Annotated in this window: 22 protein-coding genes; 7 read left to right on the plus strand and 15 right to left on the minus strand. The window is 48.2% G+C overall.

All coding sequences use genetic code 11. From position 1 onward, the window contains the following. Window positions 1–9: 9 nt before the first annotated feature. From ACKU41_RS16575 to ACKU41_RS16605, 7 genes are all read right to left on the minus strand, one after another. Window positions 10–663, minus strand: coding sequence for a flagellar brake protein (locus tag ACKU41_RS16575; protein WP_319778642.1), 654 nt, complete (start codon window positions 661–663; stop codon window positions 10–12). Then, entirely contained in the window at window positions 660–1394 is a 735-nt protein-coding gene (locus ACKU41_RS16580; protein WP_319778643.1) for a tetratricopeptide repeat protein, read from the minus strand. The genes ACKU41_RS16575 and ACKU41_RS16580 overlap by 4 nt, the downstream gene beginning before the upstream one ends. 342 nt (window positions 1395–1736) lie before the next feature. Next, on the minus strand, window positions 1737–2750 hold the full coding sequence (locus ACKU41_RS16585; RefSeq protein WP_321402352.1) for an oligopeptide/dipeptide ABC transporter ATP-binding protein: 1014 nt from the start codon (window positions 2748–2750) through the stop codon (window positions 1737–1739). Window positions 2751–2759: 9 nt separating this feature from the next. Then, window positions 2760–3728 (minus strand): ABC transporter ATP-binding protein, encoded by a 969-nt coding sequence (locus ACKU41_RS16590; RefSeq protein WP_321402354.1) that lies wholly within the window; start codon window positions 3726–3728, stop codon window positions 2760–2762. Window positions 3729–3731: 3 nt separating this feature from the next. Then, window positions 3732–4658: an ABC transporter permease gene (locus ACKU41_RS16595; protein WP_319778646.1), complete on the minus strand. Its 927-nt coding sequence runs from the start codon at window positions 4656–4658 to the stop codon at window positions 3732–3734. Then, entirely contained in the window at window positions 4659–5633 is a 975-nt protein-coding gene (locus ACKU41_RS16600) for an ABC transporter permease (protein ID WP_319778647.1), read from the minus strand. Window positions 5634–5934: 301 nt separating this feature from the next. Continuing rightward, on the minus strand, window positions 5935–7548 hold the full coding sequence (locus ACKU41_RS16605; protein ID WP_321402357.1) for an ABC transporter substrate-binding protein: 1614 nt from the start codon (window positions 7546–7548) through the stop codon (window positions 5935–5937). A gap of 316 nt (window positions 7549–7864) precedes the next feature. Here ACKU41_RS16605 and ACKU41_RS16610 point away from each other — a divergent pair, with 316 nt between their 5' ends. Continuing rightward, the gene (locus ACKU41_RS16610) at window positions 7865–8254 is read left to right on the plus strand and encodes a hypothetical protein (protein WP_321402358.1); all 390 of its coding nucleotides are present in this window, start codon (window positions 7865–7867) and stop codon (window positions 8252–8254) included. Between the two features lie 151 nt (window positions 8255–8405). After that, window positions 8406–9116 (plus strand): hypothetical protein, encoded by a 711-nt coding sequence (locus tag ACKU41_RS16615; protein ID WP_321402360.1) that lies wholly within the window; start codon window positions 8406–8408, stop codon window positions 9114–9116. A gap of 60 nt (window positions 9117–9176) precedes the next feature. Here ACKU41_RS16615 and ACKU41_RS16620 read toward each other — a convergent pair whose 3' ends face one another. From ACKU41_RS16620 to ACKU41_RS16630, 3 genes are all read right to left on the minus strand, one after another. After that, window positions 9177–11690, minus strand: a complete 2514-nt coding sequence (locus ACKU41_RS16620; RefSeq protein ID WP_321402362.1) for a TIGR03960 family B12-binding radical SAM protein — start codon at window positions 11688–11690, stop codon at window positions 9177–9179. Window positions 11691–11814: 124 nt separating this feature from the next. Next, window positions 11815–12165 (minus strand): hypothetical protein, encoded by a 351-nt coding sequence (locus ACKU41_RS16625; RefSeq protein WP_319778653.1) that lies wholly within the window; start codon window positions 12163–12165, stop codon window positions 11815–11817. 218 nt (window positions 12166–12383) lie between these two features. Next, on the minus strand, window positions 12384–12956 hold the full coding sequence (locus ACKU41_RS16630; RefSeq protein WP_319778654.1) for a DNA-3-methyladenine glycosylase I: 573 nt from the start codon (window positions 12954–12956) through the stop codon (window positions 12384–12386). A gap of 161 nt (window positions 12957–13117) precedes the next feature. On the opposite strand from ACKU41_RS16630, the gene ACKU41_RS16635 reads away from it, so the two are divergent. Then, complete coding sequence (locus tag ACKU41_RS16635; RefSeq protein ID WP_319778655.1) at window positions 13118–13894, plus strand: helix-turn-helix transcriptional regulator; 777 nt, start codon at window positions 13118–13120, stop codon at window positions 13892–13894. A gap of 124 nt (window positions 13895–14018) precedes the next feature. Further along, a complete protein-coding gene (locus ACKU41_RS16640) occupies window positions 14019–15239 on the plus strand; it encodes a multidrug effflux MFS transporter (RefSeq protein ID WP_321402366.1) in 1221 nt (406 codons plus the stop codon). 92 nt (window positions 15240–15331) lie between these two features. Here ACKU41_RS16640 and ACKU41_RS16645 read toward each other — a convergent pair whose 3' ends face one another. The 4 genes from ACKU41_RS16645 to acs form a co-directional block, all read right to left on the minus strand. After that, window positions 15332–16609: an OFA family MFS transporter gene (locus ACKU41_RS16645; RefSeq protein WP_319778657.1), complete on the minus strand. Its 1278-nt coding sequence runs from the start codon at window positions 16607–16609 to the stop codon at window positions 15332–15334. A 218-nt stretch (window positions 16610–16827) separates the two neighbouring features. Next, on the minus strand, window positions 16828–17454 hold the full coding sequence (locus ACKU41_RS16650; protein ID WP_319778658.1) for a nitroreductase family protein: 627 nt from the start codon (window positions 17452–17454) through the stop codon (window positions 16828–16830). After that, on the minus strand, window positions 17441–18313 hold the full coding sequence (locus ACKU41_RS16655) for a pirin family protein (RefSeq protein WP_319778659.1): 873 nt from the start codon (window positions 18311–18313) through the stop codon (window positions 17441–17443). Before ACKU41_RS16655 ends, ACKU41_RS16650 begins: the two co-directional genes overlap by 14 nt. A 240-nt stretch (window positions 18314–18553) precedes the next feature. Next, window positions 18554–20539, minus strand: a complete 1986-nt coding sequence (acs, locus tag ACKU41_RS16660) for an acetate--CoA ligase (protein ID WP_321402369.1) — start codon at window positions 20537–20539, stop codon at window positions 18554–18556. Between the two features lie 297 nt (window positions 20540–20836). On the opposite strand from acs, the gene ACKU41_RS16665 reads away from it, so the two are divergent. The 3 genes from ACKU41_RS16665 (at window position 20837) to ACKU41_RS16675 (ending at window position 23432) form a co-directional block, all read left to right on the plus strand. Further along, window positions 20837–22384, plus strand: coding sequence for a glycosyltransferase family 9 protein (locus ACKU41_RS16665; RefSeq protein WP_319778661.1), 1548 nt, complete (start codon window positions 20837–20839; stop codon window positions 22382–22384). 82 nt (window positions 22385–22466) lie between these two features. Beyond that, window positions 22467–23072, plus strand: coding sequence for a hypothetical protein (locus ACKU41_RS16670; protein ID WP_319778662.1), 606 nt, complete (start codon window positions 22467–22469; stop codon window positions 23070–23072). Between the two features lie 6 nt (window positions 23073–23078). Then, window positions 23079–23432, plus strand: a complete 354-nt coding sequence (locus tag ACKU41_RS16675; RefSeq protein ID WP_319778663.1) for a hypothetical protein — start codon at window positions 23079–23081, stop codon at window positions 23430–23432. Between the two features lie 110 nt (window positions 23433–23542). Here the strand turns inward: ACKU41_RS16675 and ACKU41_RS16680 are convergent, their stop codons facing one another. Next, window positions 23543–24481 (minus strand): PilZ domain-containing protein, encoded by a 939-nt coding sequence (locus ACKU41_RS16680; protein ID WP_321402373.1) that lies wholly within the window; start codon window positions 24479–24481, stop codon window positions 23543–23545. Window positions 24482–24618 lie beyond the last annotated feature (137 nt).

Here is a 24618-nt window from a genome sequence, read left to right on the forward strand (position 1 = left end):
TTGAAAACTTCAGTAATGGTAGAGGATTGTGGCTATGTAATCCTGTATTTTGATCAGGATTTCAGGAGATGGCTTCTCAAAGGTCATGCCGAGAATAGTTTTTCGTGAATCTTGTATGCTGCGTTGTACTTTGCATGGAATGAAGGTAGTCCCGTTTTCTGTAAAATAGGGGCAGAAAACCTTCATTTTATCCCCGATTTCAGGGGCGGCATGTTGCTTGTCTGTAATATAGCTTATGCAGCAGCCGCTGGTGCTCAGGTCTTCCAATACGGCTACGTTTTTTTGTCCTTCCAGTTCAACCTGTGCTTCCATGAAGCAGGAAACCCTTTTGTGTCTCCGAAGATTGTAGGATTCAATTCTTTTGGGATATTTCAGGAAAAGTAGCCTGTCCGGAGAACTGATCATTCTGAGCACCTTGGTCTTGTAACCGGACGCAATTCCTTCATGGATGTAGCGGACAGTGGCTTCGTTGCCAGGATACATGTACTCTGCCCAAAGGGATTTGTCCGCATGGTGGACCATGGGCTCTTTGACAATGAGCGATTTTGTGAAATCACCTCCGACAACGATTGTTGGGGCCTTGTCGTTGAGCCCGCCCAGTTCGATGGTGATTTTCAACCCGGGAGTACAGGCGGCTTTCAGTTTTTCCTTTTGAGAGATCATTTGCTTTTCCGTTTAACTATGTACTTCTTGAACATAGAAGCTACTTCAAGTGCAGGTTCAATTTCAAGAGCTTTGTCAAGATGATCCAGTGCCATTTCATCGTTTTTTGCGTCGAAATAAGCTCTGGCAGTATTGAAATGCAAATTTTCATCGTGGGGATTTATTTCGATGGCTTTATCATAAAAAGTAATGGCTTCTTCAAAAAGAGATTGTTTGCGAAGAGAGATAGCAAACAAGTTAAATTCCTGACGCTGCCTTTCCATGAAAATTTTATCATTGTTCAGCAGCCGGTCTATTATGACGGAAAGTTTATCAAAATTTTTTTTGCTGCATTGAACGGACCCCATACCCAGATTGGCCTTGGGGTGTTCCGGGTCAAGGAAAAGAGCTTTGGCAAATTCCTGCTCTGCATTATCAAGATTTCCATTTAGAAATTCTTTTTCACCCTTGTCAATTTTTGATTTCAGGGACTTCAGTGCCGGAAGCGTCTTTTTTTCATAATATTTAAGTTCCGGGGCATACTGGGTTATAAATTCCTTTTTGGTGAGCGCTATGACCATTCCGGAAGGGATATTCTGTTTGTTAAGAGGCTGGACATGGTACTTATCCACGCCGGAACGGGTGACGTAATAATACGTTTTGCTTTCCGCTCTCTGCATGGTTGTTCCAGCTCCGGTGTAGTCTTTAATATTTTTGGAAAAAACACCAAGAACTTGCGAAATGTCTTCCATCAACGCCTCTCTGAAAAATTAATCTATCTCAACTCGGTTGAATGCAACATGTTTAATATATTTTTATGCTTTAAAAATAAAAATTTTGCTTTTTATAAGCATGAATTTTATAAAAGTCGATTATAATCGTTTGGCCGGTGCTGCTCATTTATTGGGCAAAAAAGATTGTTTCTTTATATCTGTTATTTATGGTCTAATTTTGTTTGCGGTGAAGGTATTGTTTTGGGTCTTCTTTGACTTTTTGATAATTAATTTAGTGCAATGAACAACAAAAAAGCCCGTTTATATATTATAAACGGGCCGGGTGTTTTTTGTAGGTCAAAAACTGATTATCCAGAACGGTTACAATCTTCCTTCTTCAACGGCATGACAGGCACAGAGGGTGCCGTTTTCCAGATTGCGTGCAAGAGGGACTTCTTCCAGGCAACGGTTATTGGCAAACTGGCAACGGCCATTGAATACGCATCCTGCCGGCAGGTTGATCGGGGTGGGCACGTCCCCGGAAAGGTGGATGTGTTTTTTCTTTTCCCCGCCTAGAGTCGGAATAGCCGATAGCAGCGCCCGTGTGTACGGGTGTTGAGGATTGGCGAATATTTCTTTGGATGTTCCCAGTTCACAGAGGCTGCCCAGATACATGACCGCCACGCGGGTGGAGATGTGTTCCACAACGGAGAGGTCGTGGCTGATGAACAGGTAGGTCAGGTTGTGTTCTTCCTGCGCATCCATGAGCAGGTTCAGAATCTGGGCCTGAATGGAAACATCCAGTGCGGCAATGGGTTCATCTGCCACAATGAATTCCGGTTCTACAGCCAGAGCGCGTGCAATACTGATACGCTGGCGCTGTCCACCTGAGAATTCATGGGGGAAGTTTCCGGACCATTCCGGGTCGAGTCCTACGTTACGCATTACCTGATGCAGTTTGTCTTTGGCATCGCCCCTTGAGATACCTTTGTTGTGGAAGTAGATTGGCTCTTCAATAATCTGGCGCACAGTCATGCGCGGGTTCAGCGACGCGTACGGGTCCTGAAAGACCATCTGCATTTTTGTGCGGTAGGGAAGCATCTTTGCGTGGGGCAGGTTATCGATGCGCTCCCCGCCGTAATGAACTTCACCGGAATTGGGCGGATACAGGCCCATGATAGTTCTTGCAAGGGTTGATTTACCACAACCGGATTCGCCGACCACGCTTAAAGTTTCACCTTTTTTTATTTCAAAGCTGACATTATTGACTGCCTTGACGATGGTGTGTTTGCGGGTGATGCGTCCGTTTTCCATTTTCAGTTGGTCGAGCAGTCCACCGGAAATGTCGAAGTGCTTGACCAGATTTTTGATTTTTACGAGGGAATCGGTTTGCATGACGAATCTCTATACTTTGTCGGCATGGTGGCAGGCCACCAGAATACCGGATTTATTTTTTTTCAGCGTGGGCAGTTCCTGCTTGCAGATGTCCGTACAGTGCGGGCATCTGGGATTGAAGGGACAGCCTGCGGGCATATTCATCAGCGAGGGCATAGCACCGGGAATCTGGGTCAAACGGTCACCTGCCGCGCCGGACTGGGGCAGAGCGGCGATCAAGCCCTGAGTATAGGGATGCCCCGGTGTTTCGGTTACCTGACGTGTGGAGCCTGTCTCAACAATCCCGCCGGCGTACATGACCGCAATGCGCTGGGTAACTTCTGATACAACAGCAAGGTCATGGGTGATCAGGATCAAGCCCATGTTATCTGTCTCGCAAAGCTCCAGCAGCAGGTCCATGATCTCAGCCTGAATGGTGACATCCAGTGCGGTGGTCGGTTCGTCGGCTATGATCAGGGACGGATCGGTCAGAAGCGAAATGGCGATGACGATACGCTGGCGCATGCCTCCGGAGAATTCATGAGGATACTGGGCCAGACGTTTGCGCGGGGAAGGAATGTAGACCTTGCGCAGTTTTTCCAGCGCAATTTTTTCAGCTTCCTTGCGGGTGACGTTCATGTGGGCAAGCACGGTCTCTATCATCTGGGTTCCGATGGTCAGTACCGGGTTCAGGGTCATCATGGGATCCTGAAAGATCATGGAAATGCGGTTGCCACGCACTCCGCGCATTTTATCAAAAGGCATTTTCGCGAGATCCTGCCCTTCAAACATGATTGAGCCGTTTGAGATATAGCCGGGCTTGGAAATTAGGTTGATGATGGAAAAACCGGTAACGGATTTACCGGCTCCGGATTCCCCAACCAGCCCGAGTCTTTCCCCTTTATCAAGGGAGAAACTCACGTTCCGCACTGCCTCAAGGGGACCTTGGCGCAATGCGAACTCGACACTTAAATTCTTAACATCAAGAAGCGGTTGCATTGTTTACCCCTTGTACAGTTTCGGGTTGAGGAAGTCGCGCAGCCAGTCGCCGAGCAGGTTGATGACCAGAATGAGCACCACGAGCACGATACCGGGGAACATGGTGATCCACCATGATCCGCTGAAGATGTACTCAAAGCCCACGTTGATCAACGATCCCAGCGAGGGCTGGGTCACGGGCATGCCCAGTCCGACAAAGGAAAGGGCGGCTTCGCTCATGATGGCGTTGGCAACTTGAATGGTGGAGATAACGAAGACCGGGGAAAGGGTATTGGGCAGCACATGACGCCACATGATCCTTTTCTGGGAAAGGCCGATGACCTTGGCTGCTTCCACGTATTCTTTTTTCTTTTCCGCCAGAACGGAAGCGCGCACTGTTCGTGCATACTGCGGCCATTCAGCGAAGCCGATGACCAGAATCAGTAATGGAATTGCGATTTCTTCGTATTTGGCAACCCCGAAAGCAGCCTGAAAAATGGCTGAAATAAAAATAGCAACCATATAAGTGGAAAAGGAGAGTTGCACATCGGCAACGCGCATGAGGATCGATTCCACTTTCTTGCCCATGAATCCGGCAACCAGCCCGACCATAATACCCAGAAATGCCTGCAGTGCTACAGCGCCGAAGCCGATGATCAGCGAGACGCGCATGCCGTAGAGCATGGTGGAATAGAGGTCGCGGCCCTGTGCATCAGTTCCGAGCAGGAAGTTCGGGGCCCCGCCGGGAAGCCATGAAGGCGGAATTTCCGCATTCATTATATCGATGTTGTGGGCATCGTAGGGATTGAAAGGTGCGACGAGTGGAGCCGCAAAGCCCATGAACAGAAGCACGACCAGAATAGCGAAGCTTGTGAGGGCAACCTTGTCGTGCAGAAAGTCGTGCAGAAAATATGATTCTTTGAATCTCTGCCAGCGTGATCTGGTTTTCATTTATTTTTGCCCCGTGATTCTGACCTGAGGGTTGACCAGTCCGTAAATGACGTCAACCAGGGTGTTTACTACTACGAAGATCAGCCCGACCACCATGAGGTAGGCTACCATAAGCGGGGCATCTCCGCGCTCCACAGCCTCGATAAACATGAAGCCCATGCCCTGCCACTGGAATACGGTTTCAGTGAGAATGGTAAAGGCGATCATTGTTCCCAACTGTACACCACCCACAGTGATGACTGGAAGCAGGGTGTTCTTGAAGGCATGGACGATCCAGACCCGTCTGGGCATCAAGCCTTTGGCCCATGCATATTTGATATAATCGTTTTCAAGCACTTCCATCATTTCGGAACGGATCAGCCGGATGAAGAGCGGGAGCATGATGGATGAAAGGGCTATGGAAGGCATAATCAGATGCAGCCAGCCGTCAGCGGTAAGAAATCCCGTTCGCCAGCCGCCCAGTGCTACTGTTTCGCCGCGTCCGTAGGATGGCAGCCAGTGCAGTTCAACCGAAAAGACATAGATCATGAGGATGGCAGTCAGGAATACCGGAATCGAAACCCCGACAATTGATCCGCCCATGACAAACCGTGAAAACAGGGCCTTCGGCCGGATGGCTGAATAAATACCGAGCGGGACTGAAAAAATAACAATGATAAAGGCGGAACAGATGACCAGCTCCAAGGTGGCAGGGGCCTTGTTCAGGATTACTTCCAGAGCGGACTTTTTGTAAAAGAAAGAACGGCCTATATCACCCTTGACCGCTCCCTGCATAAAACGTCCGAATTGAACCATGAACGGATCATTGAGACCGAGTTCGTCCCTGATTTTTTCCCTTTCAGCAGCAGACACGGAAACCCCCGTAATCTCGCGTACCGGGTCACCAAAGCTTTGCTTGATGGCAAAGCCGATGAAGCTGATGATCAGCATTACAATGATCGCCTGCGCGATCCTGCGGACTATAAAAGCAAACATTTTTAAATTACTCCAGACGGACAAAAACAATTTGTGGCGCTGCGCGCTTTTGGCGAAAGATTTCGCCTCCGGCGGCCAAAGGGAATAACCCCCTTTGGAATCCTTAGTTGGCTGTCGCTACATATTTTGAAAAGTAGTGGCGAAGCCTTATTGAAAAAGTTTGGGATTCTTAAACCCTTTCCAAAGGGTTTAAGGCCCCCGGCAGGGCTCTCGGAGAATCGCCGGAGGCATTCTTAAAACGCATCAAAGGGAACCCTAAGATAGAGTTCCCTTTGAATTTAGTTTTATGCTGTGATCTCCACTACTTGATGACGAGGTCGCCGAAGTAGGGGTAGTTCTGTACGTTTACGATTTCTTCGGTGTTCATACCGTCCTTGGAAGCCCAGGACAGGTTCTGCCAGTGCAGGGGAACGAATGCTGCTTCGTCATAGAGGATTTTTTCCACTTTCTGGAGCATGGCGTTACGCTTGGCAAGGTCGGTTTCAGTCTGGGAAGCGATTATGAGTGAATCGACTTCCTGATTGCAGTAGTTACCACTGTTGTACTGACCGTAACCGGTTTCCTTGTTGGGGCACATGAGCAGGAATTCAGTGTAGTTGGCGGAGTCTTCGGTGTCAGGATGCCAGCCGATCATCTGGATGTCGGCAACCTGTGCGTCGAACTGATCCCAGTACTGGGCTTTAGGCATGGTTTTCAGGTTAACCTTGATGCCGATTTTGCCGAGCATGGAAACAAAAGCTTCAGAGATTTTTTCATCGTTAACGTAACGGTTGTTGGGTGCGATCATGGTGCACTCGAAACCGTTTTCGTAACCAGCTTCTTTCATGAGCTGCTTGGCCTTTTCAAGGTCATAGCGGGGTTTGAGTTCAGCATTGTAGCCGGCTAAACCTTCGGGACCCTGCTGGCAGGCTACGGTTGCGAAGCCTTTCATTACCTTGTCCACGATACCGGTGTTGTCGGTAGCATATACGATAGCCTGACGAACTTTGGGGTTCTGGAAAGGCTTCTGGCGTTTCTGGTTCAGCTGGAAGGTGATGATGCGGGAACCGGACATGGTTACCAGCTGCAGACCTTCGGTGGAGTCAACGCGTTTCAGGTCCTGCGGGGGAACGGGCATGATGAAGTCAACATCTCCGGAAAGCAGGGCTGCTACACGGGTGGCGTCATTTTTAATGGGGGTCAGGATGATGGTGTCAACGTTACCAGCTTTATCCCAGTATCCGGGGAAAGCCTTGAATACAGTGCGCACGCCCTGTTCACGTTCGGCAACAATGTATTTACCGGTACCGGATTCGTTGACATTGGCAAAAGAGGGGCCGGTCTTGACGATGGCGTCTTTGTCCTGTCCGGACTCATCCTTGCCGGTGTAGAATTTGCTGTCCATGGGGAAAATGTAGGTTGCCATGTTCAGCAGCAGGCCGTAAGGCTCCTTGGTGATGATGTCCACGGTGTTGGCATCAACAACTTTTGCAGGAGAGAAAGGTTCGAAGAGGCCCTTGAAGTCGGCACTTTTCTTGAGGCGGTTGATGGTCCAGACAACATCTTCAGCGGTGAAGGGATTGCCGGAATGAAATTTTACATCTTTACGCAGGTGAAAACGCATGGTCTTGTCATCAATACGTTCCCATTTTTCAGCAAGACGGGGCTCGAAAGAACCGTCTTTGGCCCAGCGTACGAGAGGATCGAAAACCATATGGGAGTACTGGAGCATACCACCGGAAAGCTGTACATGAGGGTCAAGGGAGACAGGGTCGGCATCCATGGCCAGTTTCAGGGTTTTACCGGCTGCAGCTGCGGGAGCTTTTTCAGCAGTTTCCTTTTTGGCAGGGGCCTCTTCTTTTTTTTCTGCGCTGCATCCGGCAAGTCCTAGGCTCAGGATGGCAACAAGCGCAAGAAACAGTAATGAACGTTTCATCCTCACACTCCTTAGAAAGGGTAAAAATAATAATAAAAAGCACCTAGCGCATAATTTCAGGGACATCCTGAAAAAGACGCATATCGAAATGAGTATTATAGCAGATAAAATTGCTATAGCTTACGGCTTCCCCTTGCCGTATGCGCTTAATATTATTACTCTTGATTGAGTTTTTTCTCAAATGTTTAACTCGCTGAAATGTTTTGTTAAAAATTATTTATTAACATGGTTGTCGCAATAGGCACATAAAAATCCAGAATTTATGAAAATAAAAAAATATAATTCGTTTGGCTGCGTATTTTTGCTGTTTTTATTTATGGTTATGCTTAATGGTTGTTCTTCGTTAAATCCTTTTGCTGATTCCATTACGGAATACGATATGGATGGAAAGCACGAAATCAGCCTCGGACTAATGCCCGGAGAGCAGCTCGCTTTCGAAATGCGCAATCCCGGTTCAGGTGGGTATCAGTTTGACGGGGTTTCTTTTGACCCGGATCTGGTGAGTCTGGATAAATTCAAGATTATTAAAACGGATTCCGGCCTGATGGGGGATTTCGGGCGCTGGCGATTCGAGTTCACCACCATAGGGCTGGGGGCGGCTCCGGTAATCATCAATATTAAAAGGCCGGGGGAAGGTACCCGTGATGCCTACAAGGTCATCAATATGGATATCACAAAAGACGGGCCGCCGTTTTTTCAATGGTAATTTTTGTGGTTGGCTATATTTGTAGTATTTATTTAGATAAGTTTATTTATGGTATGTGTGTATTTGTGTCTGAATGTGCAGTAGCAGTGATTCTCATGTGATTGGCCACTTGACGATTTGTTGAGTGGACATAACTGACAAAGGATTTATTGTGAAAAGATATGATTTGAAAAATTGGAAAGGAATTATTCAGTCCGTAAAAGGTCCAATTGCATTTTTTGCACTTGTTGTTTTGGCTTTTCAGGTAATTCTTTTGGCTCTTGTGTATAAAGGGGGGCCTGAAACTATGAATTATCTGATTTTTTTATCATCTTTATCGGTAATTATTCCAATTTTGGCCGTTTCTTGGGCTTTTGTCCGTTCTTCTCATAATATTAAGAGTACATCAGATAGCAAGTCTCCGGTTTTGGCTCGGAAAGTTCGAATTTTTATTACATCGCCAATGTCAACGTATAAATCTGATAAGGAATATCGACAGATTAGGTTAGATCTAATGAGCGTTGTGAATTTGCTTAGAAGATGTGAATTTGTTGATGATGTTTTTTTCTTTAATGAGAGGTTTGAGTCTCTTGAAAGCTTTGAAAATGCAGATTTAAATGTACCAGAGTACTTTCATAAAATTAATCAATGCGATTATTTCGTACTTATTGTTGCTGATAGGCAATTCAGCAGCATACATTTTGAATCTGGATTTGCTTTAGCTAAAGAAAAGAAAGCAATATATTTTGTGCATGATTCTGACTGTCTTCCGTTTTTAACTAAGTTGGCCGTTTTTGCTTATCCTCACACGATACGAAGCTATGAGTTTTCATCGTTTAATGAAATTGGGAAGATATTATGTAAGCAAGAAAGTTATATTTAATCTGTTATGCATGGTCTGAAGTAAGCAGCACCCTAAAAGATAGATGTGCTGCTTAACTCCTTACTCAAACCGTTGATCTGTTTTAGTCAGATTATAGTCCAGCAGCGTTGTGCCGGGACAGATAGCGGCAATCATCTTAACCGGACTCATGTACATTGATGTCCAGTCAAAAGTCAGTTTCAAAGTCCGCTCATTTATTTCATGGAATTTAATCAGCACGGGGCGGACGTTCTTCTCCTTAACCTTTTTCTTGGTGGTGTGGGAGACGATATATTCATCCGATTGGGCATATTCACGCAGACGATCCATTTTGTCTTTGGCTTCATTTTCAGGGCAGGTGAAGATCAGGGTGAACTCCTCTATTTCAGGATGTTCCTGTTTTTTGGATAAATTCAGCGGATCAGCCCCTACAATCTTCATACCCATGGGCATCTGCCGGTTGAGGCGGTCCACCAGATCCTGTGCGCTGATTTTGGTGCGCAGCATAATGTTCATCCATTCCTTCATGCTTTCTACGCCTACGGGCAGTGCGCGTCCGAAGGACATGCGCGGCATGGGATGGAAACCCTGCGAGAATGTCAGCGGCAGTTCCGCACGGCGCATGGCCCGTTCGATTACCGGTTGCAGGTCCAGCTGCGACAGGTAGGCTGAGGTCCCTGTTTTGGTGTACCAGAGTCTGAAATGACAGCCTTTGATGCCGAGGTCCGGTTTTTCTGCCTGTACGAAATCAGGGACATCCCCGGTCTGGTCGCGGGTTTCGAAAACCATTTTGGGGCGCAGGTCCATGGTTTCGGACTGCTTTTTGAGCAGGGATTTTCGACCGTCAAAGTTGCAGACCCCGCAATTGCGGCACTCTTCGTAACGGCAGTCCCCGGTAATTTTTTCGGATATACCGCGCTTGAGTTCCGCGAGCAGGAAGCGTTTGCTGACTCCGGAGGAAAGATGGTCCCATGGCAGGCGGGCATCATGATCCCGTGCTCCGGTGTACTCTTCCGGAGTAAGCCCTTCTTCTTCCATTGCTTCGAGGTACGGCTCAAGTTTGAGGTGGTCTTTCCAGCTGGAATAGAGCGCTCCTTTTTTATAGGCCTTTTCGATTACCGGGCCGAGCCTGCGGTCACCGCGTGAAAAGATACCTTCGAGGAAGGTCATGCGCGGTATGTGCGATTTCATCTTGATGCGTTTCTGCTTGTCGAATTTTTCACGCATGTAATCAAGGCGCTCACCTATTTCTTCAAGTGAAAGCTGGCGTTCCCACTGGAACGGAGTGTGCGGCTTGGGTACGAAAGGCGAAACAGCAGCGGTAATATTCAGTTTTTTAATATGCCTTCCTGCCACATCACGCACTTTCACGCACAGATCAACGATGGCATCAAGGTCTTCAAATGTCTCTGTGGGCAGGCCGATCATGAAATAGAGTTTGATGTTCTGCCAGCCGTTTTCATAGAGCATGAGTGCGTGGTCCAGCAGGGCTTCTTCGGTGATGCCTTTATTGATGACATCACGCATGCGCTGGCTCCCGGCTTCCGGTGCGAGAGTTGCCCCGGTGCGGCGAATGGTGGCGATGCGTTCCATTATCGGTTCGGAAAGGGAACCGACGCGCAGGGAAGGCAGTGAAATCGATATCTGCTCGGCAGCACAGTTATCGAAGCATTGTGCGAAAAGGGTATCCAGAGCGGAGTAGTCCCCGGTGCTGAGCGAGAGGAACGAGGTTTCCTCATATCCGGTTTCTTTCAACCCATCCATAAGGGTTTTGTTCAGGGTTTCCGGTGTGCGTTCGCGGACCGGGCGGTAGATGATCCCGGCCTGACAGAAACGGCATCCGCGGGTACATCCGCGGGCGATTTCCATGGTCAGCCTGTCGTGAATGACCTGACCGTAAGGGAGGATTTGTTCCTTGGGAAAGGGGATGGGTTCAAAATCTTCCACCACTGCTTTTTCCACAAAGAAATCGCCGGGATTCTCGGGATCGAAAAATTCGGGAATGTAGATCCCGGGCAGTTCGGCTAGTTTTTCAAGGCGTGCTTTTCTTCCCAGTCCGGATTCTTTGCATTCGGCAATGACTTCCATGACCCTGATGATGGATTCTTCCCCGTCACCGAGCATGATTACATCAAAGAAATCCGCCATAGGTTCGGCATTGAAGCAGGCTCCACCTCCGCCGATGATCAGCGGACAGGAATCGTCTCGGTCGGCCGCTTTGAGCGGGATGCCGGAGAGGTCAAGCATGAAGAGCACATTGGTGTAGCACAACTCGTGTGTCAGGCTGATGCCCAGTGCATCCACGTCCTTGAGAGGAGTGTCGCTTTCAAGGGTGGACAGCAGTTCGCCGTGTTCACGCATTATTTCGGCGGTTTCCTCGCAGGGGGTATAGGCCCGTTCTGCGTAAAAAACATCGTGCTTGTTGACAATTTCGTAAAGGATTTTCTGGCCGAGATAGGACATGCCTATCTCGTAAAGATCGGGAAAACCAATGGCGATATGAGCCTTGACCTTAGCAGGGTCCTTGTGGACGGAACCCCATTCCGAACCCAGATAACGGGTAGGACGGGGCAAAAGGGGGAGCAGCTTTTTCAAAACTTAAACCCTATATTTGATGCGCTATGCGCTTTTTATGAAGATATTTTTTGCCTTCGGCGACCAGAGAGCCCTTTTGCAAAGGGTTTAAGGCTCCCGGCAGGGCCGCCGGAGGCATTCAAATTTATTTTTTCAAAAGATCGGAAATGTTGGAAACGTTACCGCCGCCCATGCCTGCACCCATGCCGCCGAGTCCGCCTGTGGAGAGTGTCAGGTTGCTGGATGCTTCAAGATACTTGGTGGAAATATCCTCGGGACAGTTTTTGTAGGTGTAAAGGATGTGGCGTCCTTCGATTTCACCTTCGATTTCGTTATCAAAAGGGTAGCCGAAAGGCAGGATCATCATCTGCACGCCCTGCTGCGCGGGGACAGTCTGGAGTACTGCGGGATCATTGATTTTGTTGTTTGCTTCGTCCCATTTGCCGATAACCATGTCGCCGTTGATCAGTTTGAAAAGCTTTACATCGTAAGCCATTAAAATTCTCCTTGTCAGGCTGCGCGAAGCCGGGGCGCGTGTGCCTGTTAAAATTTCATAAGAAAAAAAAGACCGGACGGGTTTTATAAAATCCGGTTCCGGTTCATTGGTTGCGCTTTACGGCAACTCGTAAGAATTAGTGCCTCAAGGACGGTGTGTCAAGGCTTAGGGCGGTATGAGTGTAAATTGGAAAGCTTGTTTTCAAGCTTTATTTAAATCTATTCAAGTTCAAGCAGTTCCCGGTGGCGAAAGCAGCTCACCAGATGATCGTTAACCATTCCGGTCGCCTGCATGTAGGCATAGCAGATTGTAGGGCCTACGAAATTGAATCCCCGTTTTTTCAGGTCTTTGCTCATGGCTTCTGCTTCAGCGGTCTTTGCTGGAACTTCCTCTAAGGACTTCCATCGGTTTTGAATTGCCTTTCCGTCTGTGAATTGCCATATGTAAGCATCAAAGCTGCCAAATTCTTTTTGCACATCAAGAAATGCACGGGCATTGCGGACAGCGGAATTAATCTTGAGCTTATTGCGTATAATTCCTTCCTCTTGACGTAGAAGCTCAATTTTATTTTCATCAAACCGTGCGACAATTTCAGGATCAAAATCCGCAAAAGCAGCGCGGTAGTTTTCGCGTTTTTTGAGTACGGTCAGCCATGAAAGTCCGGCCTGTGCCCCTTCAAGGATGAGAAATTCAAAATGGAGCCGGTCATCATGTATGGGAATTCCCCATTCGGTATCGTGATAGGCTATTTCAAGATCGTGCTTTGCCCAGGGGCAGCGGGTGTGGTTCATGGGAAGACTCCTTATTTAGATGAAGTGGGATGATATTAGGTTTAGTAAATATGTTCAAGGAAGTCTGGTTCATTGGTGAACTCTTCCTGATCGAAAACAGAATATTCTAGCTTGCCATGTATGGAGTAGTAAACGGCAGGCATTATTTTAGGAGATATTTTTTGATTAAGAAAAGTACCAACAGAGATGACTATCAGTATGTCAGTAACCCTTTTTCCGCTATGTCCAATGAATTCTCAACCGGGCATATTATCGCCGAACACCGTCATGTCAGAGCGCAACTTGTTTTTGCTGAGTCAGGTGTAATGGAAATATATGCTGACCATAAATGCTGGTTTATCCCTCCCCAACGGGCTTTTTGGCTGCCCTCCAATGTCCCCCATTCTATGCGGGCCCACGGACTTGTCGCATTAAGAACGTTTTATGTTGCACCGGATATGTGTCGTACAGATGCTCCAGATCACCCTCTGGCTGTAAAAGTTTCTCGTTTGCTGCATGAACTTTTGGTCGCGGCAGCCAGTATTCCTGTTGATTATGATCTGAATGGGCGCGATGGATTACTGATGCAGTTGATTAATGAAGAAATCAATTGGGCGGATGGGGAGTTGTTCAACCTAGCATGGCCAGAGGATGAACGTATCAGGCATATTTGTGAGCAGTTAAAAGATTACCCTGCCGACTCCCGGTCCTTGAAAGAATGGGGGGAATTGATTGGGTCCTCACATAGAACCTTGTCCCGTTTATTCAGGAAAGAAACAGGGGTTACTTTCATGGAGTGGAGGCAGCAGGCGCGTATTCTCTACGCTCTCCCCCTGCTGTTGTCAGGAGTGTCGGTATTGGAAACAGCATTGGCTGTGGGATATGAGACACCGAGTTCTTTTTCAGCTTTGTTTCGGCGTTTAGTCGGATTGTCTCCCCGTGAATATTTGAAAAAGTAAATGTGAATTGTCCTGTTTGGCGTTCTTTTTTTCCGTTTAGCGTTCGACGGGACATCGTCTGTACTCCTAGTATGCACCGTCTGTAGATCACTTTGTCTGCAGATTCTGTATCGAAGGAGATTATATGTATAATGTGAGAAAAAGAATGACGCTGGCTTTTATACTTGGGCTGGTCATTCTTTGTCAGGCGGCAATTGACATTTACCTACCATCGCTTCCACAAATGGCTCACCACTTTGGTGCTTCTGTGGATCAGGCTCAGATGACAGTTTCCATTTATTTGTTTGGATTTGGCGGGTCACAGATTTTTTATGGTCCTCTTGCAGATCGTTTCGGCAGAATGCCGGTTTTATTGTTTGGGTTGCCTTTGTTCGTAATATCGAGCTTTGGTATAGTGTGGGCACCAACTATTAATTTTATTTTGTTGTTTCGTTTTTTTCAGGGAGCTGCTGTCGGGGCCGCAAGTGTCTGTGCTCGGGCCATAATGCGTGATGTTTTTACTTCAGAGGAACTTCCTGTCGTTTCGTCATATATGTCAATGGGCTGGGCCTTTGTTCCAATTCTTGCCCCTACGCTCGGCGGTATAATTCAACAGCATTTTGGCTGGAAATATTCTTTTATACTCTTGGGCCTTTTAGGACTGATCTTAACCGGATGGCTTGTAATTTGTGTCGGCGAAACTGGCCGCAACCGTTCTACAGGTCTTTCTCTTACGCGCGTTACGAAAGAGTATTGCGGTCTTTTTAAAGAATCGGAATTTAAAAAGAACCTGCTTCTGCTGGTACTGCTGTACAGCGTCTTCAGCTGCGTCAATGTGGCAGGACCTGTTATATTTCAACAACAGTACAATGTTTCTGCCATACAATATGGGTGGATTATGCTGGTTGTAGCTTCAGGTTATTTTGTAGGATCATTCCTTAATAGCAGGCTTTTACTCAGGATGTATCCTGTCCGTATTATCGGTATGGGGGCGTTTCTTCTTTTCATCGCTGCGTTAGGAGGTTTGCTTATTGAATTGTCTGGGGGGGCGACTGTCAGCACTTTAATGTGCTCCCTATTTGTTGCATATCTTGCTTTGGGGCTTATTTTTGCCAATGCCATTTCGGCGAGTCTGCGTCCGTTTTCTAAGCTGGCTGGTATTGCAAGCTCTATGTACGGGGTTATTCTTTTTTGTTCTGGCGCTGTGGTCAGTGCCGGATATGCATTGTTTTTTGAGTCATGCAGCACCAACCTTGCGTATGCATTGTGTCTGATTAGCGGACTGATGTTATTTAGCTATTGGTTCTTTTTCTCAAAAAAAATAAGGAGAGATAAATGTCGTCATTTTTTATCGAGAAGTGCCTGATCCCAAAATTGAAAAACTCCCCGCCTGGCGCAGGGAGTTTTAGGGTACGGAAGAGTTGATTAGTAAAAATTCCGTAATATTTATCCGCTCAGCTATGAAACTTCCGGGTTTGCATTTAAAATCTCGCGCGGTTTTTTGAGCATTAAGATCGCCGCCGCGCCGATAAAACAGCATGTGCCGCAGATTGTGAAGGCCAGCGGGAAATTGTTTATATCCCCCAGCATTCCTCCGAGCAAGGGACCTCCTATTCCGCCTGCTCCGTAAGCGAGGAAGATATAGGGGTAGTTCTGCCCCACGTTTTTGGTTCCGAAGGTGTCGGCTGTGATGGTGGGGAAGAGGGCAAAGTTGCCGCCGAAGTTGAATCCGATAATGGTCGCTCCCACATAAAGCAGAAAAGCATTCCCGGCCATGGCGGTGAAAGCAAGCAGGGTTGCGCCCTGAATTGCGTTCATGAGCAGGATGGAACGCTTGCGGCCCAGCTTGTCACTCATTGAGCCCCAGATGATACGGCCCAGTCCGTTGGCAAGGCTGAAAAAGACAGCCATGGCTGTTCCGGCTATAGCACTTGCCTCGGCTGCACTATGGCCGGAAGCCTGTAATGCCTCCATGGGGTAGAGTTTCATCAGCCCGATGGACATGAGGCCGGCGGCGGCACTGAAAGTGAAAGTGGTGAAGATGAGGTAGAATTGCGGAGTCTTGAGCATCTCGGTGGTGCTGAAGTTCTCTTCTTCTACTTCATTTGCTGCTGCGGGGTTGGTTTCAGGGTGGTAACCTTCAGGTACCCATCCTTCCGGGGGGAAACGCATCCAGATACCACCTGCTGCAATCATTAAACAGAAGAGCAGGCCGTATAGTGAGAATGTGGCGGAAAGACCGATTGTACCGATCAGATTACCCCATGCTCCGGCCAGCTTTACCCAGGCCATGGCTCCGAAACCGAATCCGGCTACAGCCAGTCCGGTGATGAATCCTTTTTTATCGGGAAACCAACGCATGCCCACAGCAATGGGAACCACGTAACCAAGGCCGATTCCGGCACCGCCGATAAGCCCGATGAAAAAGCACAGGGCTGTGAAGCTGGTTCCTCCGGTAATTCCGGCAAGGGCATAGCCTGCTCCCAATACAAGGGCACTGAGGAAGGAAAGTTTCATTGGCCCCCACTGGGCAATTTTTTTCCCGGCCCAGACCATGGAAATAGCGAAACTGACCAGCCCGATGGAAAAAACAACCTGAGTTTGAAACTTGTTCCAGCCAGCCTCAATCAGTGAGGGTGTGAACACCGACCATGCATAGATTGCCCCCAATGCCAGTTGCATGAGCACCGCTCCCGCAACAGCAAACCATCTGTTCATTACTCTCATGTCACTCATTTCGTCCCCTGGTTTTGAAGTTGATCTTTATCTGTGTCTCCAATCCGGGTCTTTTCTGCTGTTCTCCTTATCCGTTCTGTCATAAAAGCATGGCCGTGCTTTTGATGCATTCTATTTTCGGTGAACGGGGATACGAAATGAGTTTTTGTGTTTGGGAACGCTTAGTTACCGCCTGTCTGGAGAAAATCTCCGTTTATGGGAATTTTAAGAGATGTTACTCACTCAATGATCATGTCCTCGAATGATTCACGCCAGCCTTTGGGGGGTACTTGAGTTCCCGGCTTCAGATAGCCGATGGCAATAAGCATTGGAATCCAGTAGTTATCAGGGATGTTGAACTCTTTACGTACAGCTTCATGGTCGAAACCGTCCATGGGATGAGACTCCAAACCGTTTGCGGTGGCTGCGTACATCAGGGACATGGCGAAAAGACCAGTGTTTTTATTGGCAAATGCCTGTGCCGCCATTTCGTCGCGTCCGTACAAACCTTGGGTTACCCCGGCAAACCATTCTTTCTGCTCCGCTTGCATTTTTCCTGACTCAACAAAGTCGTTGAATACATTTTCAACAGTGGATTTTTCCAGCTTCCATCCTTCGCGGTCTGCAAGCAGGATGAGGATTACCGGAGCTTCGGTTACCTTGGGCTGGTCGAAGGCCAGTGCACGCAGGGCCTGTTTGCGCTCTTTGTCACGGACAACTTTCAGTTTCCACGGCTGCAGGTTGTAGCTGGATGGGGCTTTTGCAGCCTGCTCGACAATTTTCTTCAGCAATTGCTGCTCGACATCGCGTTCAGGGTCAAAATAATTTACGGCTCTTCTTTTTTCCAAAATTTCAGGGAAGTTCATTTAACAATCCTTGTGGTTTAGGGTGCTTGATAAAAGTGCCTTGCGCATATTCCTGAAAAGCTTTTTCCAGTTCTTCTGCGGTATGCATTACAATAGGACCACGCCAATAAATCATTTCATTAATGGGTTTTCCGGTAAGCAGCAGGAAACTGAGCGGAGAGTCTCCGGCATTGATTACCAGCTTGTCACCGTCGTCAAAAAGGACCAGCGATCGATTTTTTACTTTTTGGCCGTTAACCGTACCGTTGCCGGCGGTTACATAGATAAAGGCCGTGTAACCTCGCTTGGTGGGGTGAGTGAATTCATTTCCGGCGGGAATTTTTATATCCAGATATTCCGGGTCAATGCCGATGCCTTTCGCCGGGCCTTTTATACCGTCTACTTCTCCGGCAATAATTTTGATAAAGCTACCGTCTTCGCGCTTCACAGTTGGGATGTCATCAGCTGGAATTTCACGGTATTCAGGGTTAATCATTTTATTTTCTGAGCTTAAATTAGCCCAGAGCTGGAATCCGTGCATGGATCCGTTTTCGTCCCCCTTGGGCATTTCCTGATGGATTATTCCACTGCCGGCAGTCATCCACTGTACATTGCCTGCCCCGGTAACAGCCGAATTGCCGAGACTGTCCCCGTGTTCCACATCGCCCTTCAAAAGGTAGGTAATGGTTTCAATACCCCGGTGGGGATGCCACGGGAATCCTTTTAAATAATCTTCGGGATTGTCGGACCGGAAGTCATCAAGCATAAGGAAAGGATCGAAAAGGGAGGCTTCAAAGTATCCGAAGGCCCGGTGTAGTTTTACTCCGGCACCTTCATGTACAGGTTCGCCGTAAAAAATCTGCTGAATTTCACGCCGCATTGCTTTCTCCTGCAAAGACTATTGAGTCGACTGATCATGATAGTATCAACTCAGAGTGGATTTGCAAGAGTGAGGACAAAAAAATAGACCGGAATACACGATGCTTCCATAGCCACCTTCCAAAATAGATAGAAGCATTTTTCGTGTATTCCGGTCTCATCCGGTACAGAGCCAGCTGCTGAATTATTGCCCGGCTCTTTTAAAAGAGCCGGGCAACTTCCGGGCAACCTTTTGCCATACTTATGGATTCATTATTTCTTCATAACCTTCGATGAGATCGGTCACTACTGAAGGATCAGCCAGTGTCGAAGTATCACCGAGGTTCGAAGTGTCGCCTTCTACAATCTTGCGCAGGATACGGCGCATGATTTTCCCGCTACGGGTCTTGGGCAGGGATGGAGCGAACTGGATCACTTCCGGGGCCGCCAGGGGACCGATTTCCTTACGGACGTGCATACGCAGATCTTTAATCAGGTCGTCGTCTTCATCGTATTCGGACTTGAGGGTTACGTAGGCGTAAATGGACTGCCCTTTTACCTCGTGAGGCATGCCTACAACCGCTGCTTCGGAAACTGCCGGGTGGGAAACCAGTGCGGATTCAATTTCAGCGGTTCCAAGCCTGTGGCCTGAAACGTTGATTACGTCATCCACACGGCCCATAATCCAGAAGTAACCGTCTTCGTCCCTGCGTGCTCCGTCTCCGGATTCGTATACGCCGGGGAAGCCTTCAAAGTACTGCTGCTTGAACCTTTCCTGATTGCCCCAGACGCCGCGCAGCATACCGGGCCACGGTTTACGGATTACAAGAAAACCGCCTTCATTGGGACCGACTTCTTCGCCGTGGCGGTCCACGATAGCCGCATCAATGCCGGGCAGCGGGAGGGTTGCCGAGCCGGGCTTGAGCGGTGTGGCGTAAGGCAGCGGAGAAAGTATATGTCCTCCTGTTTCCGTCTGCCACCATGTATCAATTATGGGCAGTTTACTTGCACCGATATTTTCGTGGTACCACATCCATGCTTCCGGGTTGATCGGTTCACCGACTGTGCCGAGAATGCGCAGGCTGGAGAGATCGTATTTCTTGGTCCACTGGTCGCCTTCACGCATGAGGGCGCGGATGGCAGTGGGTGCGGTGTAGAAGATGTTTACACGGAATTTTTCACAAACCTGCCAGAACCTTGCCGGGTCCGGGTAGGTGGGAACGGATTCGAACATGATGCTGGTGGCACCAAGAGCCAGCGGTCCGTAAACAATGTAAGAGTGTCCGGTTACCCAGCCGATATCGGCGGTACACCAGTGAACATCATTATCCTTGAGGTCGAAGACCCATTGGCAGGTGTGGGCGGCATAGGTCAGGTAGCCGCCGGTGGTGTGGAAAACGCCTTTGGGCTTACCGGTGCTGCCGGAGGTATAGAGGATGAAGAGCGGATCTTCGGAATCCATCAGCTCGTAGGGGCAGTTGTCGGTTATTTCCGGGTCTTCCATGAGTTCGGACCAGAGACGGTCACGGCCTTCGACCATTTCAACTTCATTGTTAGCTCTGGGAACAACGATGCACTGTTCAATGGAAGGGCATTCCTTAAGTGCTTCGTCGGAATTTGGTTTGAGCGGAATTTTTCGTCCTCCGCGCAATACTCCGTCTCCGGTGATGTGTACTTTTGCGCCGCAGTCATTGATGCGGTCACGCAGGCTGTTGGAGCTGAAGCCCGCGAAAATGATGGAGTGGGGTGCCCCGATGCGGGTACAGGCCAGCATGGCGATAGCCAGTTCCGGGATCATCGGCAGGTAGATGGAAACCCGGTCACCTTTCTGAACGCCCATTTTTTTGAGCACGTTGGCAAAGCGGCATACTTCGCGATGAAGCATATCGTAGGTGTATACCTTTACTTCGTGGTCTTCCTCGCCCTGCCATATGAGTGCGGCCTTGTTGCGGCGCCCATTTGCAATATGGCGGTCAAGGCAGTTGGCAGAGGCGTTGAGCTTGCCGCCTTCGAACCATTTGATTTCCGGTTTGTAGAAATCATAATCAAGAACATTGTCCCACTTCTTGTCCCATGTAAGCAGTTCTTCGGCGCGTTCAGCCCAGAAACCTTCCATGTCGTTAATAGAACGGTCATAGATAGCTTTATATTCTTCAAGGCCATTCACGCATGCTCCGGGGAAATCGGCAGGAGGATTAAAAAGTCTGTTTTCTTTGGAGAGACTTTCAATTTTTTGTTCTTCAGTCATAGGTTGCCTCCTGAGAGTTTTTTAGTGCATGTGTCAGCAGAAAATTTTTACCGGATGTGAAGGTTATATACATTTTCCCGGTTACATGCACATGCTTTTCGATAAGCGGTGGCAGAAAATCATTCAGTGGAGCAGAAAACCGTTTGGCGGAAAGTTTGTGCCGTTTACCCGTAGAAGTTACCGTTTGCTGTGAGTGGCGTTGTCTTCAGAGTTGCGGTATACCAGTAAAAAATTAACAAAACGAAGCGGCGAATCAAAAGGGTTTAAGCCCCCGGAGGGCCGCCGGAGGCTCTTCCCATGAAAGCGCTAGTCATAAATCTCACCCGTTTCGGGGATTTACTGCAGACCCAGCCGGTAATTACGGCTTTGGCCGAGCAGGGCTATGAAGTCGGAGTCATGTGTTTGAAAAATTTTTCCGGGACAACACAGCTCCTACGCAATGTAGCACAAACTTTTCCTTTGCCCGGAGCATCGCTGCTTGCCGCTATTGACAGGGACTGGCGCGAGGCAATCAGTGTTTTTGAATCTTATTGCGCGGAAATTGAGGGAACTTTTAATCCTGCATTGGTAATCAACCTGACGCCAAGTGTTCCCTCGCGGCTGATTTCCCTCAGGCTTGGTCAAGGGCGCGAAGTGCGCGGCTTTGCCATGGATGAATTCGGTTTCAACGCGGATACCTCTCGCTGGGCCGGATTTTTGCAAATGGCATCCTCCAACCGCGGTGCCAGCCCGTTTAATGTCGTGGACCTTTTCAGCAGGGTGGCAGGCATAGATCGTCCGGCAGCCTTTGAACTGGCCGAGCCTGTACTAGAAATGAAAATTGCGGCCTTGAAGCTGTTGGAAAATCCTGCTCCGGGGGCCAAAGGTTTTGTCGGTTTCCAGCCCGGAGCCAGTGAGGATCGCAGACGTTGGCCGGTTGCTTATTTCAGGGAGCTTGGTCACAGCTTGTGGAAACAAAAACGTATGGTTCCAGTTTTGCTGGGGACCGAAAGCGAGAAGGAACTGGGCCAGCGCATTCTTGAGGGGGCTAAATTTCCCGCCGTAAATCTTATGGGCGTTACTTCCCTGCAGGAACTTGCAGCGGTGTTGCGCCGTCTAAACCTGCTGGTGACTAATGACACAGGGACCATGCATCTTGCCGCCGGGTCAGGTACCCCGCTGGCGGCAATTTTTCTGGCTACAGCCCAGCCTTGGGATACCGGACCGGCTGCAGTCAATCTGTGTTGCTTTGAACCTGATCTTGATTGCCATCCCTGTCCTTTCGGGCAGAAGTGTATTCATGAAAATATATGCCGCCGGGCTGTAAGCCCTGAGACTGTTTTTGAAGCCGTCTCATTATTTATTGATAGCGGGGAGTGGCCGCAGCTGGAAAACAGAGGTGTTCGTGCATATCTTACAGGGCGTGACGAGCAGGGCATGATGAGTCTGGTTTCCCTTTCCGGTCATGATCAGAGCGACCGCCATAAATGGATTTTTTTGCAGCGTGAGTTGTATCGTCGTTTTCTTGACGGAGAAGATGTTTCCGCCGCTGATCTGCCCCGGATTGAGCTTTCTACCGAGCTGCGGGAAAGATTGCTGGAATCCCTTGGCAACTGTCGGGATGTTTTGTTTCTGCTTAGCAGACAGGTGGTGCTTCTAAAGGCTGATCCCATTGAAGCCATGAAGATGAAGTTTTTAGCTAACCTGCAAAAAATACAGGATATTATGTCTTCGTGCCCCGAACTTTCCGTGCTCTCTTCCATGTGGATGATTGAGTCTCGGACTCACGAAAATCTGGATGGGGTTATGGATCAGTTGGCTCGTTATATGGCGCTTGTCGGAGCTTTATCTGCTGCTTTGGATTGAGTATGGCATGAGTCTTGAATGATATATGGCGTACCGGACCAACCGGAAAAAATTACGTACCTAATTCAGGAGGAGAGTCATTATGATCGTTATTGATGGAACCAAAACTGATCTCGACATCAGAAATTTTGAAAATCTTGAGCAGGTTTTTGATAAGGTGCTGGAATCAGGACACCTGACAGACCGCATTGTAACTGATGTCATGGTTAACGATGAACCTTTCAGTGAAATTTATCCCAACCAGTCGGAAGATATTGAAACTTCAGAAATAGACCGCCTTGAGATCATAAGTGCTTCCGCTATTGAGATGGCATCTGCTATCACACTTGAGCTGTACAAAGTTGTGCATATCATGTCCGGCGGCGGTAAGCAGGTCGCGGAACTTTTCAGGCAGGCCGATGATGCTGAAGCCCTTGAACTTTATCAGGATCTTCTTGATGTAGTCAGGGACTTTCTGAGTATGGTCGGTAACCTGCGTGACCAGTTTTCCCTTAAACACAGCGATGAATTTGAAAAGGTTGTGGAAGATTTTTCCGGTCTTTTTACTGAAATGACCGAAGTTCTTGAAAACGAGGACTGGATTTTGCTGGCTGATTTACTTGAATATGAATTCCTGCCTTCCGTTGAAAGATGGAAGAATGTTATCTCCGGTATTCGCGAGGATCTCAGGGAGGTAGCCAAGAGGTAGACTGTTATGGCCGAAACCTTGGAACTTCTGGATCAGGCTCTGGAAATCGGATACGAGGAACTTAGATTTCTTGTGGCAGGCGAGGTAGATGATGCCTTTGATGCTGCAGAAAGAAGAGGAGTGCTCACCACCCAGGCCCTTGAAACCAAAGAGAGCGTAAGTCTGGACCAGATTCTGGAAAAACTTAACAAGCTCAAGAATCTGCAGGGACAGCTTACTTCGGAGGCAAAGAAACTCCACGCTTCTCTCAGGGCAGATATCGGGCGGCTTAATAAGGAAAGTACCCGCTTCAAGGGGTACGGCAATGTCGCACGCGGCACCCCCTTGATCGCTAACCGTTACATCAACAAGGTTGGATAAACCGCAGGACGATGCATAACTGTCCTTCTGCGTAACCACGGTACAAAAAATCCCCCTGATGCATAAGCGTCAGGGGGATTTTTGAGTCTGATTTCAGTCAAATTTTTCTGCTACATCTTTACCCAGTCAATGTGCTGCTCATTTTCATCGCGCATCTTGCCGCTGTATGTGAACTCCACGCCAACCCGGCAACTATGTCCGTCCATATTTTCAATGGAGCGGATCTTGCCCGCATACCAGAATGGTTTAAAAATTTTCTGCCGGAAATTGAACATAAAAATGTTGATCAGCACATCATCATCAGTATTTAATTTTGATTCCACCAGCCCGGGAGATGCTCCCACCCCGATACCTCCGTTGGAAATATTGATGACCTGATTATCCTCGTGCCCGGTAGAACGGGGATCATAAGAATTGACAGCAAGGTCCGGAATGCGGTCAGCAAAGGATGTGTCACCGGAGTCGGCAGCTCCAAGCCATAGTTTGACGCGGATGAACTGCTGGTCAACAACCCGTTTGCGTTTGTGCCTGCGCCGTTTGACCAGTGCAAATTTGCCGGGCGGGGTCAGGGTCATCCTGCCGCAGCCGTCTGTGTCACATTCAAGAGAATTTATGGTGGAGTGAAAAGAGTTCACTTTTCCGGCCATGCTCTTTTCCGGAGGGAACATCAGAATTATTTTATCATTCTGTTCAAGATGTTTGATGCCGTTTTCTTCAATTATTTCAAGATGGATACGGTCCGGCTTAACTGCGGTGAGTACCGCCCTGCCCAGAACATCATTATGTTGGCCGGCTGCTGCAATGTCCATAATGGTTCCGCTTTTCTGAAAAAAATGAACAAAATCAGTCGGCTCTTGGGTTTTCTTTTTCGGGGATTTGGGTCGCAGCCACATAAAGGTGAAAATAGCCGCCAGCAGGGCTGTCAATCCTGCCGCAGCCAAAATCAGGTATAGGGATTCCTGAGGTAGGGTCGAAATAATTTTTTCAATGGGACCGACCACTTGTGACTGAATCAGATCAATGATGTATTGAAAATTTAATTTTTCCATTGTCAAATTTTCCATAGCGGCTATTATTTACAGTGATAATTTTTTACCATCCATATATGTATGGTCAGTGGCTGTTTATTGTCAATGTTATGTAATTGCTGGACTAAGAGAAATATTCTGGCTAATCCTCTCTTTTG

Origin of the sequence: Maridesulfovibrio sp. (assembly GCF_963678865.1) — a bacterium.
Taxonomy (GTDB): Bacteria; Desulfobacterota; Desulfovibrionia; order Desulfovibrionales; family Desulfovibrionaceae; genus Maridesulfovibrio.

Coding starts and splice junctions, on each gene's coding strand:
- ACKU41_RS16590 (WP_321402354.1), bottom strand. CDS start 3,728: ATGCAACCGCTTCTTGATGTTAAGAATTTAAGTGTCGAGTTCGCATTG.
- ACKU41_RS16655 (WP_319778659.1), bottom strand. CDS start 18,313: ATGCGGCGTGAAATTCAGCAGATTTTTTACGGCGAACCTGTACATGAA.
- ACKU41_RS16665 (WP_319778661.1), top strand. CDS start 20,837: ATGAAAGCGCTAGTCATAAATCTCACCCGTTTCGGGGATTTACTGCAG.
- ACKU41_RS16640 (WP_321402366.1), top strand. CDS start 14,019: ATGTATAATGTGAGAAAAAGAATGACGCTGGCTTTTATACTTGGGCTG.
- ACKU41_RS16625 (WP_319778653.1), bottom strand. CDS start 12,165: ATGGCTTACGATGTAAAGCTTTTCAAACTGATCAACGGCGACATGGTT.
- ACKU41_RS16595 (WP_319778646.1), bottom strand. CDS start 4,658: ATGAAAACCAGATCACGCTGGCAGAGATTCAAAGAATCATATTTTCTG.
- ACKU41_RS16645 (WP_319778657.1), bottom strand. CDS start 16,609: ATGAGTGACATGAGAGTAATGAACAGATGGTTTGCTGTTGCGGGAGCG.
- ACKU41_RS16680 (WP_321402373.1), bottom strand. CDS start 24,481: ATGGAAAAATTAAATTTTCAATACATCATTGATCTGATTCAGTCACAA.
- ACKU41_RS16610 (WP_321402358.1), top strand. CDS start 7,865: ATGGTTATGCTTAATGGTTGTTCTTCGTTAAATCCTTTTGCTGATTCC.
- ACKU41_RS16670 (WP_319778662.1), top strand. CDS start 22,467: ATGATCGTTATTGATGGAACCAAAACTGATCTCGACATCAGAAATTTT.
- ACKU41_RS16605 (WP_321402357.1), bottom strand. CDS start 7,548: ATGAAACGTTCATTACTGTTTCTTGCGCTTGTTGCCATCCTGAGCCTA.
- ACKU41_RS16580 (WP_319778643.1), bottom strand. CDS start 1,394: ATGGAAGACATTTCGCAAGTTCTTGGTGTTTTTTCCAAAAATATTAAA.
- ACKU41_RS16675 (WP_319778663.1), top strand. CDS start 23,079: ATGGCCGAAACCTTGGAACTTCTGGATCAGGCTCTGGAAATCGGATAC.
- ACKU41_RS16575 (WP_319778642.1), bottom strand. CDS start 663: ATGATCTCTCAAAAGGAAAAACTGAAAGCCGCCTGTACTCCCGGGTTG.
- ACKU41_RS16630 (WP_319778654.1), bottom strand. CDS start 12,956: ATGAACCACACCCGCTGCCCCTGGGCAAAGCACGATCTTGAAATAGCC.
- ACKU41_RS16600 (WP_319778647.1), bottom strand. CDS start 5,633: ATGTTTGCTTTTATAGTCCGCAGGATCGCGCAGGCGATCATTGTAATG.
- acs (WP_321402369.1), bottom strand. CDS start 20,539: ATGACTGAAGAACAAAAAATTGAAAGTCTCTCCAAAGAAAACAGACTT.
- ACKU41_RS16650 (WP_319778658.1), bottom strand. CDS start 17,454: ATGAACTTCCCTGAAATTTTGGAAAAAAGAAGAGCCGTAAATTATTTT.
- ACKU41_RS16585 (WP_321402352.1), bottom strand. CDS start 2,750: ATGCAAACCGATTCCCTCGTAAAAATCAAAAATCTGGTCAAGCACTTC.